This is a genomic window from Mesorhizobium sp. M1004, from assembly GCF_040318795.1.
Lineage (GTDB): Bacteria > Pseudomonadota > Alphaproteobacteria > Rhizobiales > Rhizobiaceae > Mesorhizobium.
On the sequence record NZ_JAMYNB010000001.1, the window covers coordinates 135,635 to 150,919 of the forward strand.

18 protein-coding genes are annotated in these 15,285 nt (G+C 59.9%); 2 read left to right on the forward strand and 16 right to left on the reverse strand.

Annotated elements, in window-relative coordinates:
• Positions 1-17: 17 nt before the first annotated feature.
• From NKH54_RS00630 to NKH54_RS00700, 15 genes are all read right to left on the reverse strand, one after another.
• Positions 18-1,034: a phage major capsid protein gene (locus NKH54_RS00630; RefSeq protein WP_023831661.1), complete on the reverse strand. Its 1,017-nt coding sequence runs from the start codon at positions 1,032-1,034 to the stop codon at positions 18-20.
• Between the two features lie 24 nt (positions 1,035-1,058).
• A complete protein-coding gene (locus NKH54_RS00635) occupies positions 1,059-2,216 on the reverse strand; it encodes a hypothetical protein (RefSeq protein WP_353027554.1) in 1,158 nt (385 codons plus the stop codon).
• A 124-nt stretch (positions 2,217-2,340) separates the two neighbouring features.
• The gene (locus NKH54_RS00640) at positions 2,341-3,003 is read right to left on the reverse strand and encodes a DUF1353 domain-containing protein (protein WP_353027555.1); all 663 of its coding nucleotides are present in this window, start codon (positions 3,001-3,003) and stop codon (positions 2,341-2,343) included.
• Positions 3,004-3,075: 72 nt separating this feature from the next.
• Positions 3,076-3,402, reverse strand: a complete 327-nt coding sequence (locus NKH54_RS00645; protein ID WP_353027556.1) for a hypothetical protein — start codon at positions 3,400-3,402, stop codon at positions 3,076-3,078.
• The gene (locus NKH54_RS00650) at positions 3,403-3,654 is read right to left on the reverse strand and encodes a hypothetical protein (RefSeq protein ID WP_353027557.1); all 252 of its coding nucleotides are present in this window, start codon (positions 3,652-3,654) and stop codon (positions 3,403-3,405) included.
• A 13-nt stretch (positions 3,655-3,667) separates the two neighbouring features.
• Positions 3,668-5,899 carry a hypothetical protein gene (locus NKH54_RS00655; protein WP_353027558.1) on the reverse strand — a complete coding sequence of 744 codons (2,232 nt, stop codon included), beginning with the start codon at positions 5,897-5,899 and terminating at the stop codon, positions 3,668-3,670.
• Entirely contained in the window at positions 5,896-7,428 is a 1,533-nt protein-coding gene (locus NKH54_RS00660) for a terminase large subunit domain-containing protein (protein WP_353027559.1), read from the reverse strand. The genes NKH54_RS00655 and NKH54_RS00660 overlap by 4 nt, the downstream gene beginning before the upstream one ends.
• Positions 7,403-8,137, reverse strand: coding sequence for a terminase small subunit (locus NKH54_RS00665; protein WP_353027560.1), 735 nt, complete (start codon positions 8,135-8,137; stop codon positions 7,403-7,405). The genes NKH54_RS00660 and NKH54_RS00665 overlap by 26 nt, the downstream gene beginning before the upstream one ends.
• 240 nt (positions 8,138-8,377) lie before the next feature.
• A complete protein-coding gene (locus tag NKH54_RS00670; protein ID WP_352499010.1) occupies positions 8,378-8,983 on the reverse strand; it encodes a DUF6456 domain-containing protein in 606 nt (201 codons plus the stop codon).
• A 52-nt stretch (positions 8,984-9,035) separates the two neighbouring features.
• Complete coding sequence (locus tag NKH54_RS00675) at positions 9,036-9,887, reverse strand: hypothetical protein (protein WP_352499011.1); 852 nt, start codon at positions 9,885-9,887, stop codon at positions 9,036-9,038.
• Positions 9,888-10,063: 176 nt separating this feature from the next.
• Positions 10,064-10,525, reverse strand: a complete 462-nt coding sequence (locus tag NKH54_RS00680; RefSeq protein WP_352792444.1) for a hypothetical protein — start codon at positions 10,523-10,525, stop codon at positions 10,064-10,066.
• On the reverse strand, positions 10,512-10,805 hold the full coding sequence (locus tag NKH54_RS00685; protein ID WP_353027561.1) for a hypothetical protein: 294 nt from the start codon (positions 10,803-10,805) through the stop codon (positions 10,512-10,514). The genes NKH54_RS00680 and NKH54_RS00685 overlap by 14 nt, the downstream gene beginning before the upstream one ends.
• On the reverse strand, positions 10,795-12,411 hold the full coding sequence (locus NKH54_RS00690) for an AAA family ATPase (protein ID WP_081731198.1): 1,617 nt from the start codon (positions 12,409-12,411) through the stop codon (positions 10,795-10,797). The genes NKH54_RS00685 and NKH54_RS00690 overlap by 11 nt, the downstream gene beginning before the upstream one ends.
• 33 nt (positions 12,412-12,444) lie before the next feature.
• Positions 12,445-13,317 (reverse strand): hypothetical protein, encoded by an 873-nt coding sequence (locus NKH54_RS00695; protein ID WP_050589090.1) that lies wholly within the window; start codon positions 13,315-13,317, stop codon positions 12,445-12,447.
• 10 nt (positions 13,318-13,327) lie between these two features.
• Positions 13,328-13,606, reverse strand: a complete 279-nt coding sequence (locus NKH54_RS00700; protein ID WP_245260507.1) for a transcriptional regulator — start codon at positions 13,604-13,606, stop codon at positions 13,328-13,330.
• Between the two features lie 88 nt (positions 13,607-13,694).
• Between NKH54_RS00700 and NKH54_RS00705 the strand changes: the two genes are divergently transcribed.
• Together NKH54_RS00705 and NKH54_RS00710 are read left to right on the forward strand one after the other, a co-directional pair.
• The gene (locus NKH54_RS00705) at positions 13,695-14,342 is read left to right on the forward strand and encodes a LexA family protein (protein WP_023820555.1); all 648 of its coding nucleotides are present in this window, start codon (positions 13,695-13,697) and stop codon (positions 14,340-14,342) included.
• 88 nt (positions 14,343-14,430) lie between these two features.
• A complete protein-coding gene (locus NKH54_RS00710; protein ID WP_155921514.1) occupies positions 14,431-14,790 on the forward strand; it encodes a hypothetical protein in 360 nt (119 codons plus the stop codon).
• 1 nt (position 14,791) lies between these two features.
• Here the strand turns inward: NKH54_RS00710 and NKH54_RS00715 are convergent, their stop codons facing one another.
• A complete protein-coding gene (locus tag NKH54_RS00715) occupies positions 14,792-15,265 on the reverse strand; it encodes an Arc family DNA-binding protein (RefSeq protein ID WP_352534047.1) in 474 nt (157 codons plus the stop codon).
• Between the last annotated feature and the right edge of the window lie 20 nt (positions 15,266-15,285).

Genomic DNA, 15,285 nt, shown 5'->3' on the forward strand with positions numbered 1-15,285 from the left:
TTTCTGGATCCTCTCCTTTACGCGGCCGGGTTGCTGTCGATGAGCTTCCACTGGAACAGCGGATTGTTCATCGTCAGTTCGCCCATGAAGCCGATGTACTGGACATTCGCGTCCTGATTGATCGGCATCATGGATTTGCCGATCTTGTTGAAGTTGCGTTCCGGGTGGTAGCGGAGCCAGAGCGTGTCGGTGTCCAGACCATAGGTCGTGTTCGCCGGCATGTTGGAGCCGATGCCGCCTTCCTGGACGATTTCAGCAGAGCGACCGGCGCCGAAGTATTTCAGCGACGTGAAGCCGAGCTTGCCGAGCCCAGAAACATCGTTGACGCGCTGGATTGCCACGGTGGCCGCGTCATAGGCCGCGTAATGCTCCGGCGACATCAGCAGGAGATCGGCCGCCCTGGTGCCACGCGAGCGCTGCGTCATGATCGAGTTGAGCATTGGGCGGATGGTGGTCGCCGTGACCTGCGTTCCGATAGCCGGGAAGGCAGAATTCGCGTCGAACACCGAAGTGCGCCAGATCGCATTGGCGCCGCGATCGATGCCGGCATAGACGCCGGAATTGACCACAGTCGGAACCGCCAGCTGGAGGCCGCCAAGTTCCTTGCCGCCGAAGCGGGTGCCGTTGCCGTGGAGCGAGATATCAACCTCGTCCTGCAACTCACCTTCCGCAGCCTCGATGTGAGACTCCAGAATGTCCATGAGCTGGTTTTCGCCCTCGTTGTTGAGGATGTCCTCGTTCGCGAGAGTGACGGCGACGGCGCACATTTTCGGCGAGTATTCGGCGTCGTTGAACAACTCGGCCGGAACCGGGTTGAGGAAGTCGAAGCCGTTATACCAGACCGCCGAACCCGTCTTGGTATAGAGCAGGCGCTGGCGGATCTTCGGGCCGGAGTATTCCTTGAACTTGCCCTTGCGCTTAAGCACGTTGAGCAAGGCGTTGGAATTGGAGACCAGGTCCTGGTAACCCGAGGCTCGATCCTCAAGCGCCAGAGACAAAATCTCCTGGTTCTTTTCTACGGAAGTAAGAGCCATTTCGGCCCTCCTTTTTGCGATGGATTATCCGATCTGGGACACAGCCCGCCGGAGCGAATCCTTGATTGAGGTGGAAGCTCGCTTCGTTGCCGGGTCTGAGCCAGCCGAGGGCGCGCCTGTGATGGATTTCTGGCCCTTCAGGGTCTGAGCCTGGGGGTCTTGAGCGGTGCGCGTCTGAGGCGCTGCTGAAACTGTGGTTGTCGATGCGGCCGGGTCGGGATTGAGCATTTCCGCGAGCTTGTAAGCTTCGGCCAGATCGGCGGTTTTGCCTGATTTCAGGAAAAAGGCGATATCTTCGGCCAGGTCCTCGAACCGGGGATTGTCAACCGCGAACTTCTGCACCTGCGCATCGATCGTTGCGACGTGCTGCTGCTGCATCGTGTTGGTCACGCCGCCGACGCTATGCTTGAGCGTCTCGATCTCGCGCTTGAGCTGCTGGATGGTGGCGTCATTCTGGCCCTGCACCTCGTCGGGCTTTTGACCCATGACATGCGCAGCGAGCTGGCGAAGCGAGATGCCGGCATAGTCGCAGACGGCTTCAATGCCCTTCAGCGGGTCCGAGAGTAGCGTCCGCTCCAGATTGGTGTAGCGCGTCATCGCATCGCGCATCGTGGTGTTGTTCTTGGTGGCCAGTTCGTGAAAGTCCCGGACCTTCTCGAATTCCTCCGCTGGCACGCGGTGCTTTTCGATGCCGGCTTCAAGCTCGCGGATCGAGCGGTGAACGGCTGCCTTGACCGGGTCGGGAGCCTTCTCCCATTCGGCCATCGCAGCGGCATCGCTCTTGAAGCGCGCTGGCGCCTCGGCATGGCTGGTTTGCGTCTTGCCGGGCTCAGTCTTGGCCGTCTCTGCCGGCTTGCCAGGCTGCTGAGTGGTGTTCGCGTCCTTGATCGGCTTCGGATCGGGAAGCGTCTTGTCGGCCTTGTCAGCAGGCTTCTCGCTCGGCTTGGGCTGGGTCTCCACTGGTTTCTTGCCGGTGTCGGTCTCTTCGGCCTTGGCCTTCTCATTGACCTTTTCGGCCGCTGCCTTCAGCGCTTCGCGAGCGGTCGGCGCCTTCTTTGCTTCCGGTTCGGGCTTGGGCTCGGCGGTGTTGGATTCGGTGCTGATCGGATTCGGCGTCTGCGCGTCGTCTGCAACAGTCGAGATTTCGGCGGGCGCCGAAGCGCCTCCGTTCAAGTCTTCCATGGGATTGCTCCGTCTGAGGGATTGCGGATAAATAGGCGCATGTCCCGGGCGCGATTGCGCCGCAGAATTCTGCATGACCCAGTTGTTCGGGCCGAGGGTTTCGCCGGGGAAACCCTGAGGGATGTTAGTTCTTAACTACCGACGAGTGGCCAAGTATTTTAGTTAAAACTTTGTCGGCATCTCGGCCCATAGGTAGATCGCCGGCCTGCACCTGGGCTCTTACGAACGCCTCTATCTTCGCCATGTCTTCTTCACTGTAGGCGTTTTGGGGATATCCATGCGGCACGCCCGCGTGAAACTCTACGATGCACGATGTCAATCCGTTAATTCCTGTCGTGCACACACGATGCTGGATGGGTGGGTCTTCGACGGTCCAGCGTGGGCCAAAGTTGAAAACACCAAGGTACAAAATTTCGGCCTCTATCGGTCCTACGTCTGAGGCAATCATCGCATCATAAAACATCTGGTGCACGTACCACCAAGGGGTTGTTTCTTTGTCGCATTCGTAGTCGTGAATGACAGAGGCATTCCGATACTTGCCCTCGAATGGCCCGCCTGTAATGCTCCAGAGAGGTTTTGGAATCGAAGCTCCATCTACCTCCGTTCCACTGGGCACGTTCCACTGTTTGCCATTGTCATCATCAAACTCGTAGGGCTGCAAAAGTCTTATCTTGCGCCCGTCGTCCAGAAACTCGGCTTGGAAAGTTCCGACGAAATGACCGGCTCTAGCCGGGAAAACTTGCAACAGAACAGCAATCGCAGAAAAAATAGTGCGCGACGTTCGCATGAATCTTCGCCCTCCGCTATTTGACTATCGATGGTAGGACTTCGCCGGATGATTTACAATGCAGCTGCGAGATCAGTTGCTTGGGGTTCTCTCGCCGCGGTTGAACCTGGCCTGCGCCTTCTGCACGCTGTCCTTGATCGCCTTGCGGTCGATCTTCGGACGCTTGCGGGGCCGAAGCCTCGCGGGGTCGTTCCCCACCTCCTCCAGCCCGGCAGCGCGGTAAGTCGCGCGCAGTGCCGATTTCGAGGTGTAGACCTTGCCGTCGTGCATCGACTGGACTGCGGACATGGTGTCCGAATTGATCATTGGTGCCGACAGATGCGAGCGCTTCGGCTTGGTCGTCTCGACCTTGCGGAAAACCTGCCGGCCGTCGCCGAGATTGGTCCACGTGTAAGCCATTTAAAGACCGCTGGCCCGCTTCAGCGTCGTTGCGACCCCCGGGTTAACGTTGGTCAGCGCCAGCTTGTGGGCATCAAAGGCGCCGGCGTTGATCTGCTTGGCAATTTCCTTCGCCTGCTCGCCCGGAATCCCGACGGCCATAAGCCGGTAGACGTTGCCATTGGTGAGGCCCGCGTTCATCTGGCGGGCAACCTCGATTGCCACCGGATAGCTCATGCCGCCCCGGCAGAGTTCATCAGCACTGACTGGCATGGTGTTGTCCTTTTCAAAGTTGGGCAGCAGCTGGCTGAGGCGCGGCGTTCTTCTGCGCTTGGCCGAGCACCTGAAGGCGCAGCTTTTCGATTTCGAGCTGACCCTTCTGCATGTCCTGCTCGTGCTTCTGAGCTGCGGCGGCCGAGTTGGCCTCGATCTCGCGAATGCGGATATCGGCCTCGCGCTGCTTTTGCGCGGCATCGGCGTTGATCCTGGCGATATCGGCCTCCGCCTTGGTCCTTGCGATGTCCGCGTCGCTTTGTGACTTGGCCATTGCGGCGTCAGACTTGGCCTTTTCCACCGCCATCTTGCCTTCGTTGGCCTTGGCGTCAGCTTCCGCCTTGCCGGCGCTGGGATCTGGCCTAGGCTGGGAACCCATCGCCTTCATTTGCTCGGCGAACTCGTCGATCGTCGCATCCATGCTGCGACCGGGGCGGAACGGCGCCATGGCGAATTTCAGCACCTCGGCAGCAAAGGGAGCCGTCTCAGGTTGCGCCTGCACCATCGGGCCAAGCTGGGCGAGCGTACCAGCAAGCGCCGTCAGGAACTCGCTGCGGCGCTGCTTCTCGGCATTCTCGTCGGGCTGGATGGTGCTGTCGGTCTCGATGTCGAGGCTGAACGGCCGGATTTTCTGATCGTGCAGGAAGTCCATCACCTGATCGATAGTGACGGTCTTTTTCAGCTCCTCGATCTGCTTCGTGATCTCGGCAATCTGGCCCTGAGCCTGCTGCATGATCTGCTGCGCGGCTTCCGGGTTCTGCTTCGCCATCGCGGCGATTTCGGGATCACGCGACGCGCCCTGCAATTCCTTCTCGATGCTCTTGGCCTGGGCCTCCAGCGGCTTTACCTGCTTGGCGACATCGGCGTCGCTCGGCAGTTCCATCTGGCTCATTTCCAGCAGCGTCTTCGACTGGAAATTCTCTGCCATGACCTCGGCGATGATGCGCGCCGCGTCGCGAGCGATGCGCACCAGCTCGTTCTGCCGGTCGCGGATGCGGACAGAGCCGTATTGCGTCTTGATCTGCTGCGCGCCGAGCGTTTCGTTCGGGTTGCTCTCGCCCCGCATGATGTCCGACAGGCCGCTGATCTGGTAAATGTCCTCGATGAGCTGCTTGCGAAGCGCGATCAGCTGCGTGATGGTCGACGCCACCATGTCCGTCGGCAGCCAGACAATCGTGTCCTTGGCCGATCCATTGCCGAACGCGGCCCAGTTGCTGACCGGAACCATGATCTGGCGCGGATCGCGCGTCTTAACCGCAGCCTCGATCGCATCGCCGATTTCACCAGCGCCGGCCGGATAGAAGCCGCGCACCTGAAGCGCTTCGGTCAATGCCGAAATGCGGTTGGTGATGTCGTTGATTTCCTCGATCTGGTCTTTGTAGAAGACGTAATCGGGGACCGGGATAAGGCTCTCCGGCTGCAACGTGCCATAGGCCGGCTGCGGACACGGGAAGAAGTTTTCCAGCGTCAGGTGCGGCGCTCCCTCGTCCAGCACGACATCAACGCCTGGTGACAGCCACACCACCTTGTTTTCGGACTTCGACCACAGTTCCCAGACGCGCGCCTTCAGCTTGCCGTCGGTGTTGTTCTTGTCGTCCTTGCGCTTGGCGAACTCGGCATCCTGATAGGCGTTGCCCGACGTTGCCTTGAAGCGCTTGCGCATCTCTTTGCGCGTCATCCATGCGCCGCCGGCGACCCAGTCCACTTCCTTCCAGTTTCGGGCGGGATCATGCACGAAGTCGCGACGGTTCTTGTGCTCGATGCAGACGGTTTCGGTGTAGCCGTTCTCTCGGCTCTTGGTCTCATACCGGATCCACATGCAGCCGCGCGCAATCGTGGCCAAGTCGTCGCGGACCAGCCGCATCACGCCGTCAATATTCTGTCGATCGAACGTGACCGCCGTCGAGCGCTCGACAAGCTCCGATGCCGTGCGCGGGAGCGGTCGCCTGTCCTGAAAGCGCGGCGCCACCACCGGAACCGGTGGGCGGGAATACATGGAAGGCTTCAGGACTTCGATATTGGCCCAGAAGATTTGAAACTCGCGGTCGCGGGTGACGTTGGCCAGGCGCTCCAGATCGGCATATCGCTTCTGGATGTTGGTGCACCGTGTCTGATAGTCGGCAAAGCCGGCCTTCTCCTGATCGGTGATCAGCTTCAGCCAGCCCTTGGAGCCCTTCGGCTTCAGCGACGAGTCGACCGCATCATCTGCGGTGCTGTCGATCTCGTCATCAGTGTCGTTGATCATATGCGAATCCTTCGACGCCCGTTGCCGTCGTCAGGCACGCCGGGAAGCTGGACATGGCCTTGTGGCACCTTGGGAGCCGGCGTCTTGGTCTTGGCTGCCCATGGCCGCGACATGCACGCGTAGCGCGTCTCGTCGGCCGCATGGTCTTCCTGGTCGCTATTGAGGTCTTCCGGGTTCGCCTCGTCGTGCTGCAGCGCCGGCAGTGTCCGAATCGTGTGGATGCAGGTTTCGAAGAAGAACAGCATCGCCCGGCCGTCCTCGTCGCCAGTCAGTCGACCGCGCAACTGATCCCAGCCGCCCATTGCGCCGCGTCCAGCCGTTCGCTTGTTGTCCGCGCGCCGGAAGGTCGATCCGTTAGCGTTCGTCCCGTTCGCCATGCGCTCGGCGAGAGATGGTCCGCCGTCCTGGCTGAAGGCAGCAGGGTCAAGCACGCCGTAGCTGATCGTGTCGTCATAGTCGCGCTGCCGGACACCGGCGCCGACGGCTTCGGCGTGCAGCTTCAGACCTGTGTTAGGCAGATAGCGGCCCGATTTATCGATCTTCACGCCATACCACTCACGGTATTTTACGAGCGCTCCGCGTGGAATGACGATGCCCGGCGCGCCAGCCACGCCAGACGGCACGATCGTGTCGTCGGACGCCACCGCATACCAACCGAATGAGAACGGCTTGGCGCTGCCCCAGTCGCCCGCCCTGAAGCGTGTCCAGTGGTCTGGAATGGCGAACGGTTTGACGACATGCCGGCGACGTTCGAAGTTTTCGAAATAGGCGCCCTCGACCACATCCCAATCGCCAAAGCGCATTGCGCGCACCAGGCTTTCCGAGCCGAGACCCATCAGCCGGCTTTCATAGCCGGGATCGTTGTCGTTCATCGACGGATTGTCTTCGAGCTGGGCAGGGATGAACTGCCGCTGCATGCCGCCTTCGCTGATTTCGGCCTTGTACACCTTCAGCGGCAGCGCGCCGTCAATGAACGTTGCCTTGACGAACTGGTGACCAATGCCGCCCGGATTGGCGCCACACAGGATGCGCGGGAACCGGCCGGCGTATTGCGGTGGAACCTTGATCCCGACCATGCGCACGCGGTTGCGGAGGAACCGGTAAATCACTTCGGTGAAGTGGGTGAGCTCGTCGATCAGCAGCACATGGATTTCAGCGCCCTGATATTTGAAACGGTCCTTCTCGTCCTTGCAGTGGCAAAGGTAGATCCTCGATCCGTTCCAGAACCGAATTTCATCCTCGACGATGGTGACGAACCCGCATTCCACCCAGCCGGCGAGCATCTGGCGAAAGCCTTGCGGGCCTTCCATGTGGTTCTTGATCAGGTCGTCGCGGATGCGGCGGAAGAGGTAGACCTGAAGGCCTGGGATTTCGGCGCACCACGTGATTGCGGCCGCGCGCATCAGGTGCGACTTGCCACCACCAGCAGCACCGCCATAGAGCGCTTCGGTTGCTTCCGTCTCGAATGCCAGCGCCTGCTTGTCGTGCAGGTCGAGATTGATTTCAGCTGCGGCTGCGGAGGCGGACATTGACCACGGGGACGAGCGCAGCGCCGTCCTTGCCAGTGAGCTCGACGCGTTCCTTGAACATGCCGAGATGCTTGCCCAGGTCGACCAGCGCCGATTTCTTGTCGTGCATCTTGATCTTGATACCGGTTTGGGTGAGCGAAACCTCGGACACCGCTGCGGCCGTGTCGTCGTCAATCTTGTCGCTGCCGACCAACTCGACCGGATAGATGCCGAGACCATTCGGCTTGGCGTTTTCCGATTCCGTGTCGATCGGGCTGCGGCCCCACTGCACCGCCTTGCGAATATCGGAAAAGGCAATCTTCGCCAGCTCGGCCACGATGCGTTCCTGCGTGACGCCGAGCTTCTGAGCGATGGCCGCCTGGCGGGCTGCGATGGCCTCGCCAACCATAACATTCGATAATAGGCGCGATCCTTGCACCTGGGCTGTCAATTCGCTGTAGCCGGCCCGCTTTGCCGCCTGTGTGGCGTTCAGGTCGATCATGAATTCTTCGACGAAGCGCGCTTGCTTCGGGGTCAGCTCTGTTGCGGGCATTGAGGCACCTTGCGGTCTGAGCGCATGCGGAATTATACGTTTGAACCTTGCGACTGAAATGGTTCGTTGGGGCTCGTGTTTGGGAGTGGCGACCGTGGACGAGAGTACAAATGGTGTTCGTGTCGAAAGGATCGACGGCCAATGGGCGGTGCAGATCTTTGAGAACGGCGAAACCACCCAGCATCTTTTCGAGAACGAAGAATTTGCCAGGAATTTTGCGGCCGGTCAGCGGATAAGGCTTAACCCGCCGGGGATCGAGCCAACGCTCACTTGAGACGGTCAGGCTGCAAGAAGAGCGAACCGCGTCTCTGGAGGAGCTTCCTGCTTCGCTGCTCAACAAAAAACCCGCCTGACTTAGGCGGGTTCCGGCGCAAATCGTCACCGTGCCCAAATATCTACCATACGTGACGGCACGTTTCAACTGTTGTGACGCGTTGCTGACTGCGACCCGTAGTGGAAAACGAGGCGTTCCAGACCCATGCGCAAAAGCTGGGCGGGAATGTCTCGGACCACGTTCTCCCGCTGCGCCACTTCCTTGATTGACATCCCGAGACCGCATACCGCATCGATTACAGCCAGTATCTCGGGATAGACCAGAGCTTGCCGCGCCCGCGCCATGACAGCATGGTTGTCGATCAGCTTGGCCGGGACACTCGCTCCGGACCGCCCTCCGTCCACGCGCTCGCCCATGCCCATGGTCTTCAGGCCCTCGCGCGTGGCCAGTTCGAAGTCAGCGCGATAGCGAGTACCGGCCTCCCGCTGCTTGTACGTCAGGCTCGAGATGCCCTTGAGGGGATCGACCTTGCGAACCCGGGCTATGCCACCCGTGCTGATATAGCCGCCATTGCTGACATCGTAGACCCGACGCGCTTCTGCCGTCCCGGCGATAAGCCGATCGCGCCCGTAATCATCCGTCTGGACAGCGAAGTCATGGCCGAGGTCGCGACGGATTTTCACCTGTTCGGCCTCACCCTTGCGCATCTTTGGCGCGGTCGGCTTGGTTTTCTTTGCTGCTTTCGTCATACGAAACTCCGTTGGGGTGCGCCGCGCCGTCAATTCGCCGCGGCGCGCCGTTTCAGGCGACCAAGCGCATCACCTGTCGCTTCTTCTTTGTCTTGCGGTACCAGATTGATCCGAGCGCCTTCCATTCCGACGTGCGATGGGTCTTCGCCATTAGTTTCGCTTCGTCTTCGGCCGACAGGTACAGATCGCCTATCGTTTTCGACAGATCATCGGGATCGAGCTTTATCGACATCTCACTGTCGGTCATGACGTACTCGGCAGCCTTGATGTGAGTTGCGGTGATGGGTGCCAAATGAGCCTTGGCCAAGACCTCAAGGATGATCCGCGCTCCCAGTGGTTCACGACGGGCGACGAGGCCCCTGATGGCCGAAATCGCAATCGTATCGCCAGGCTGATATTTGCCCGACTTGGGCAGATTCTTAAGAACTTTGACCCCGGCCCGCTGACAGGTACGGTCAACGTCCACAGCGTCCTCAAAACCCGCTAAGACCGCAGAGTGATGGAGATGCAGTGCGGTAACTCCAAGCCGCTGAGTGTTTTGACCGACGAATGCCGCTGCCTGGGTCTGGGTGTCGGGCGCGTCGACGATCATCACCGGGATAAGATCGATATGAGGATTACTCGCAGCTGCAATTGCAGTGTGCTGCCCGTCAAGCACCTTCAAGATAGTTTTGCCGCCATGCTCGGCGTAGGCACAGATCGGCGGCTTATATTTCGTCCAGCAAAACCTCTCGATGATTTGCCGGATTTGTCTGTGGCCTTTTTCGCCAATAGCACGCTGGTACTCATGGTCGACGAATAGGGCCGACGGATCTACGCGCTCGCAGATCGGCTCACCTGTGCTGGGCTTACGTGGATTGAGGCCGGTTGTTGAGATCGCGGCAATACCATTGAGAAGTTCCACAGAGTTTTTCCTGTTACGCAGCTCAACCTGAGCGGGGACGCCTCTGCATGAGTGCGCGGCTGCTTGGTTGCAGGCCTCGCTGTGGACAACGACCAAGCGCGCCGAGCTTTCCCCGACATTCTCGGTGTCTGCCCACCGGTAGCCGAAAGATTGGTGAACGAACGCTTGCGAACCGCTCAATTTTCGTTCCCTTCGCTTGCCGCTAGATATTCCGCTGGACTGATGTGGCGGACGGGCGATGCCGCGCCAAATGTCCCGAGCTGCGCATCCCGATAATTGCGCTTTCCCTTCGGGTCGAAGTCAGTCGCCGCTATTGTCCGCAGCCATTTCGGAGCCTTTGCTGCAGCGCGCTTCCGCCGCTCTTTCGTCCGCCGTTTCTTAGCGGCCTGTTTCTTCTCCTGCCGGGTCTGCTTCGGAAGGGTGGGAAACGGGTTTTCCTGCAACCCGTTTTCTGCCGGCCCGCTCGACAGGATCTTGTTCGAGATCCAGTCAGCCCGCTTTTCGGCTGGCGATATGGGCGAGCCCTCGATGCGATCAGCCGCGCGCCAGGCTTCCGCGTTGGTCGGAAACGGCCCCGCCAAGGTTTCGCCGCGAGAAACCACAATCCAGCCCCCGCCCGAAGCTTCAATCACGGTCATGGCAACGCCCTTTGTTGTCGTTCGAAAGTGTCAGGCCTCGGGGAAATTCGCGGCGCCGGTAATCAACCTCGTCAATGATCCGCCGCAGATCCGCCCTATTGGCGTTGCCGATCGCTATCCACCGCTCCAGGACGGGTTTCATTGCCAACCAAGTCTTGTCTGGCAACTCGCACAAGATGCCGATTACAGCGTCGCGGGCCGCGAGATTGATGCTCGTGTGGACAAGCAACGCCTGTTCAACAGACCACGGAAGCCGCTCGGATTTTTCCTTATTCGGCATCTTCAAACCTCCCGTTCTGGATGTTGAAGTTGATCTTCAGCTTGCAGGGATGGCCCAGCTCGTCGAAGCGGGTCTTCTTGTGGAAGATCACCGCATCGGTGCAGCGTTGGCCCTCGTCGAACATCTTCGGGCGGTGCACGACCAAGCCCTGGTCAACGCGGTTGTCCCAATGCTTTGAGCCGGCTATGTCGTCGAGCTCCGGGGGCGAACCTTTGCGCGGCCCGTCCATTTTCGCCGGATGGGCCAACACTTGGACGTGACAGCCCATGTCCTGCGAAAATTTGTAGATCGCCGTCAGGCAGCGGCCGATGTATTCGGTTTCTGTTTCCCGAGCCTCGCGCTGGCTTTCCAGTCGGTTCCATGGGTCGAGCTGCACCACTGATGCGCCGTGCCTGACCACCGCGGCCTCTGCCGTTTCAAGTAGCCAGCCTAGCGTTGGCGTCTGCTCCGGGTGCTGCATGAACAGGTAGTGGTCGTTTATCCACTGGTCCGAGTACCGGATTTCTTCCGGCGTCATTTCTCGCTCCAGACGGCCTGCATGCAGCGTCCGCAGGATGCGCCGGTAGTGTGGCTTGGCCCGCGTCTCAAACGTGGCCGTGGCGATGACCAGCCCGTATTTGTCGGCGATGTCGGCCCAAACCTGCGCCATCACTGCCGTCTTGCCGTGGCCAGGGTGACCGGTGACCACTGACATGGTGCCGGGCGCGAAAAGGATCTTGCCGCGCCAGGCCGGCATGCGGGGAACCTCCCAAGCTCGGATCGGCGCCATCTCCGGCAGTTCCGCGAGCCTGTAGAGACCGGCGACCGGCCACGGCAATGCACCATTGGTGACCAGGTCTTTCAGCGCTTCGATGCCATCAGCGCGCAACATGTCGTTGGCGTCTTTGATACCTTCGGGCCAGTCGATGAACCAGAACTTGGCGGCGCCGAGCAGATGGGCCATGTCCGCCCGGAGCGAAAGCCCGGTGTCGTCCATGTCCCCGCACCAGATGAAACGCTTGTGCTTGCCGAGGCCGCGCGCCAGAGCCTGTTCGACGTACTCATAGCCGGCGGGCTCCGCTGGCTTGTCGTCCGCGCCTTCCTTCTTCTCCCGGCCGCCGTTTGGCACAGACAGAATCCGGCCGATCGGTAAACCGGCCTCGACCATGGCGGCCAAGTCCCATTCGCCTTCGACCATGTAGACATCGCCGGGGGGCGCGGCCAACACGCGGTCGAGATTGTAGAAGCAAAGCTTGCCGCCCTTCTCGCCGATGAAATCCTTCTCTGGGAAGGCGCAGGCCTTGTAGTTCACCCGCTTGCCGCTGAGCGTGTAGGGGAAGAAAACGGCCTCGCTTTTGCGTTCAAGACGGCGAGGAAAGTAGACCGTTCCTGAGGCGGCGCCGAGCTGCGCCAAAGTCGTCGCGCTTATGCCCCGGACCGTCTTTGCGTAGTCCTTTGCCGCCGCCGAAAGCTTGCCCTGTTCGAACGCCACCGTTGAAACCGCAGTGGTGGCAGAAGTAGGTTGCTCCGTCTCCGTCGATCCTGACAGCAAGGCATTTGTCCTTTTTCTTCCGGCGATGCGGGGAACAAGACGGGCAGGTAGTCCGCTGCTCGCCATCGCGATCATTGATGAAAATTCCGAGTTCGCTCAGCTCGCGCATCAGTTGCCGACCTGTTGCTTGGTGTCGTCGTAGAGGCCGCCAGCGAAGCGCCAGTACGTGCCTTCCCGCTCGACCGGGTAACCCTGGCAGCGCGCGTCTGTGATCCATGCCGGTAATTTGGGATCGACCTTTGCCGGCGCCGGGGGGCGGTATTGTTTCAGCACTCCGCCGAGATAGGCCTTTGGCTTTTTGGCGCTCGCGGCTCGACCAGCGATGTCAATCAACTGATCGAAGTCGCCGCCAAGATGCTCGCCGATCTGAAACAGCATCCCGCGCGGCACTCCGGCTTTCTGCCATCCGGGCAGGGCGGCATAAAACTTCTCTTCGGCCGACCCGTGCCAATCCGGCCCGCCCTCGCGGTCATTCTTGTTTTCTGCCGGGTTGGGTTGGACGGCTTGAGGGGGAACTTTGTCGACCACAGCCGAAGGCGCGTTGTTCTTCTTTTTAATGCCTTCAATGCCTTTAATGTCTTCTTGTTTGTCTCGGGGTTGTCTCGCGGTCGTCTCGCTTGGTGTCTCGCTAGCTGTCTCGGCTGGAAGGCTGACGCGCTGATAAGTGTCGTATTTACAGATAGTTATGACGCTCTGCCCTGTCTCGACGGAGATGCTGATCATTGTCTCGGTTTTTAGACGCTTTAGAAAGCGGTCGACACTGGACCGGTGCCATTGCCAGCGATCGGCCATGAACCTGACCGATGACGCGAGCTGGCCGCGCTTCAACGCTACCATGCCGTCCTTGACCCGAACGCGCCGCGCTTTCCATGCCGCCTCGCGGATCAGCCAAACCCATGCCTCGCGCTCGGTGAACGGTTCCGCCGCGAAAAAATGATGTTCGAAGATGTCGCGAGACACCGCGAAAACGCCGCTGGTCATTGCGCCGCCGTCATGCCGATGCTCGCACCAAATCAACTGACGGCAGTTCCGGCGGGTACAGGTCGGGACGGAGGCGGCCACGATGGATGCCTGTCAGCCGCTCGACTGCAATCACGCGGTCGTGCGGGATCTGCTTCCACTGGCTTACGGCCTGCGGCGTGATATCCAGCATCTCGGCAAGCTTCTTGGCCTGGCCGATTGCTTCAACGGCCAGTTCGAGGCCGCTCTTTCCGTCCGGATCACTCATGAAGTTCTGCACCCCTGGCTTGATTTGCGAAGTGAAATTCAAGCACGGCTTAACCATAAGTTCAAGTGCAGCTTGCTTGAATTAATCAAGTCTGGCTTTAGTCTCTTGAATTGAAACGGAGAATTTTTTCATGACCTTGGGGGAAACCATCAAAGCCGCGCGCAAGGCGAAGGATTTGACGCTGGCCTCGGTCGCCAATTCCATGGGCGTAAGTCTTCAGGCTGTATCCCAATGGGAAAGTGACACCACCACGCCGACTGGAGGCAGATTGATCAAGCTCAGCAATTTGCTGGGTATCGATCTAGCCCCAGCTGGTGGCCGGCGCGAGTTGCTCCCTTTCAAAGCGGAAGGCAAGGTTTTCGCCGCGCCGCTGATCAGCCGCGTGACAGCAGGCTCTTGGTCACCAGTCATTGCCGAGCAGCCACTGCCCCCAGATACCCAAGCTTTTGAAATCCATTGGGAGCCGGCCGGATACGCCTTTTCTTTGGAAATCGATGGCGACAGCATGCTTCCCGAATTTCAGAGCGGCGACGTGATTATAGTCGACACCGGCCTTCGGCCTCTGCCTGGCGATTGCGTGGTGGCCGCCATTGAGAGTGAGGAAGAGGCAACTTTCAAGAAGTACCGCCCGCGCGGCTTGGACGACAACGGCCAGCCGATCATCGAACTTTACCCGCTCAACCCCGACTATCCTACGCTGACCATCTCAGCCAAGAATCCTGGCCGCATTGTCGGGACAATGAACGAGCATCGAAGGTTCCGGCGCCGAACAAGGTGAAGCGGAACTTGAAAAGATGTTAAGCGTGGCTTGACTATATGGTTAAGCGGTGCTTGAATAGTATCCATCGCATCCGATGGAGCTTTCAATGAACCCCACCCCCTTATCAAGCCTTATGCATACTGACGCTGACCTGATCGCCCTTGGCGTCGAATTCCGCAAGGCCTGGGCGGACGAGCGCGCCGCCTTCAGCGATTCAGGAGAGGACTTCGACAAAGACCCCTCTATTGCGGCCGCATTCCATCGATGCTCGGAGCTCTCCGACCGAATCCTGACGCTCACGCCCGAGACCATGGATGGGGCGCGGGTCGCCGCGATGGTTTGGGGCTGGTGCCACTATCTCAACAGTCAGCCCGGCGTTTACGACGGCGGCGAATTCAGCAACGCGGCCGACACCCGCGCCGTCCACAAGGTGCTAACGTTTCTGCTGAAGGATTGCGCGGCGTGAGCTATTCGCCGCTTTCATCGTCTTGGGCTGCCTTAGCGGCGGCAGCGTCGCGTTCGAGCTTGGCCAACCGTTTTAGTCGGCGCCGTTCGGTATTTTCCGCCGCGACCGAGACAACGATTCTTGCGTCGTCGATACCGGCATCTTGTGCGGGTTCGAGGCTATTTGCGGCGCGCTCGCGCTCCGCAAGCCGTTCGACCCGTTCAGCGGCGCGAATGCTTTCGACGCTTTCTTTCAGCGTCTTCGACAGGTCGGAAAAGAATGTGCCGATAGATACGTCGATGGCAGGCGTCCCAAACGGCAACGCCTCCAAGCGGATCGTGATCGACGGCGGATGCTTGGGGCCGAGAAAGGACTGTTCCAGCCGAGCGACGATTTCAGCGGTGGTGCTGCGGTTGTTGCGTTCGGCGCGCTCCTCCAGGCGCTCTTTCAAGTTCGCCGGTAGCCGGATGTTTATCTGGGGATCTTCGCGCGCCATAGGCTGGGGATATATAGCAC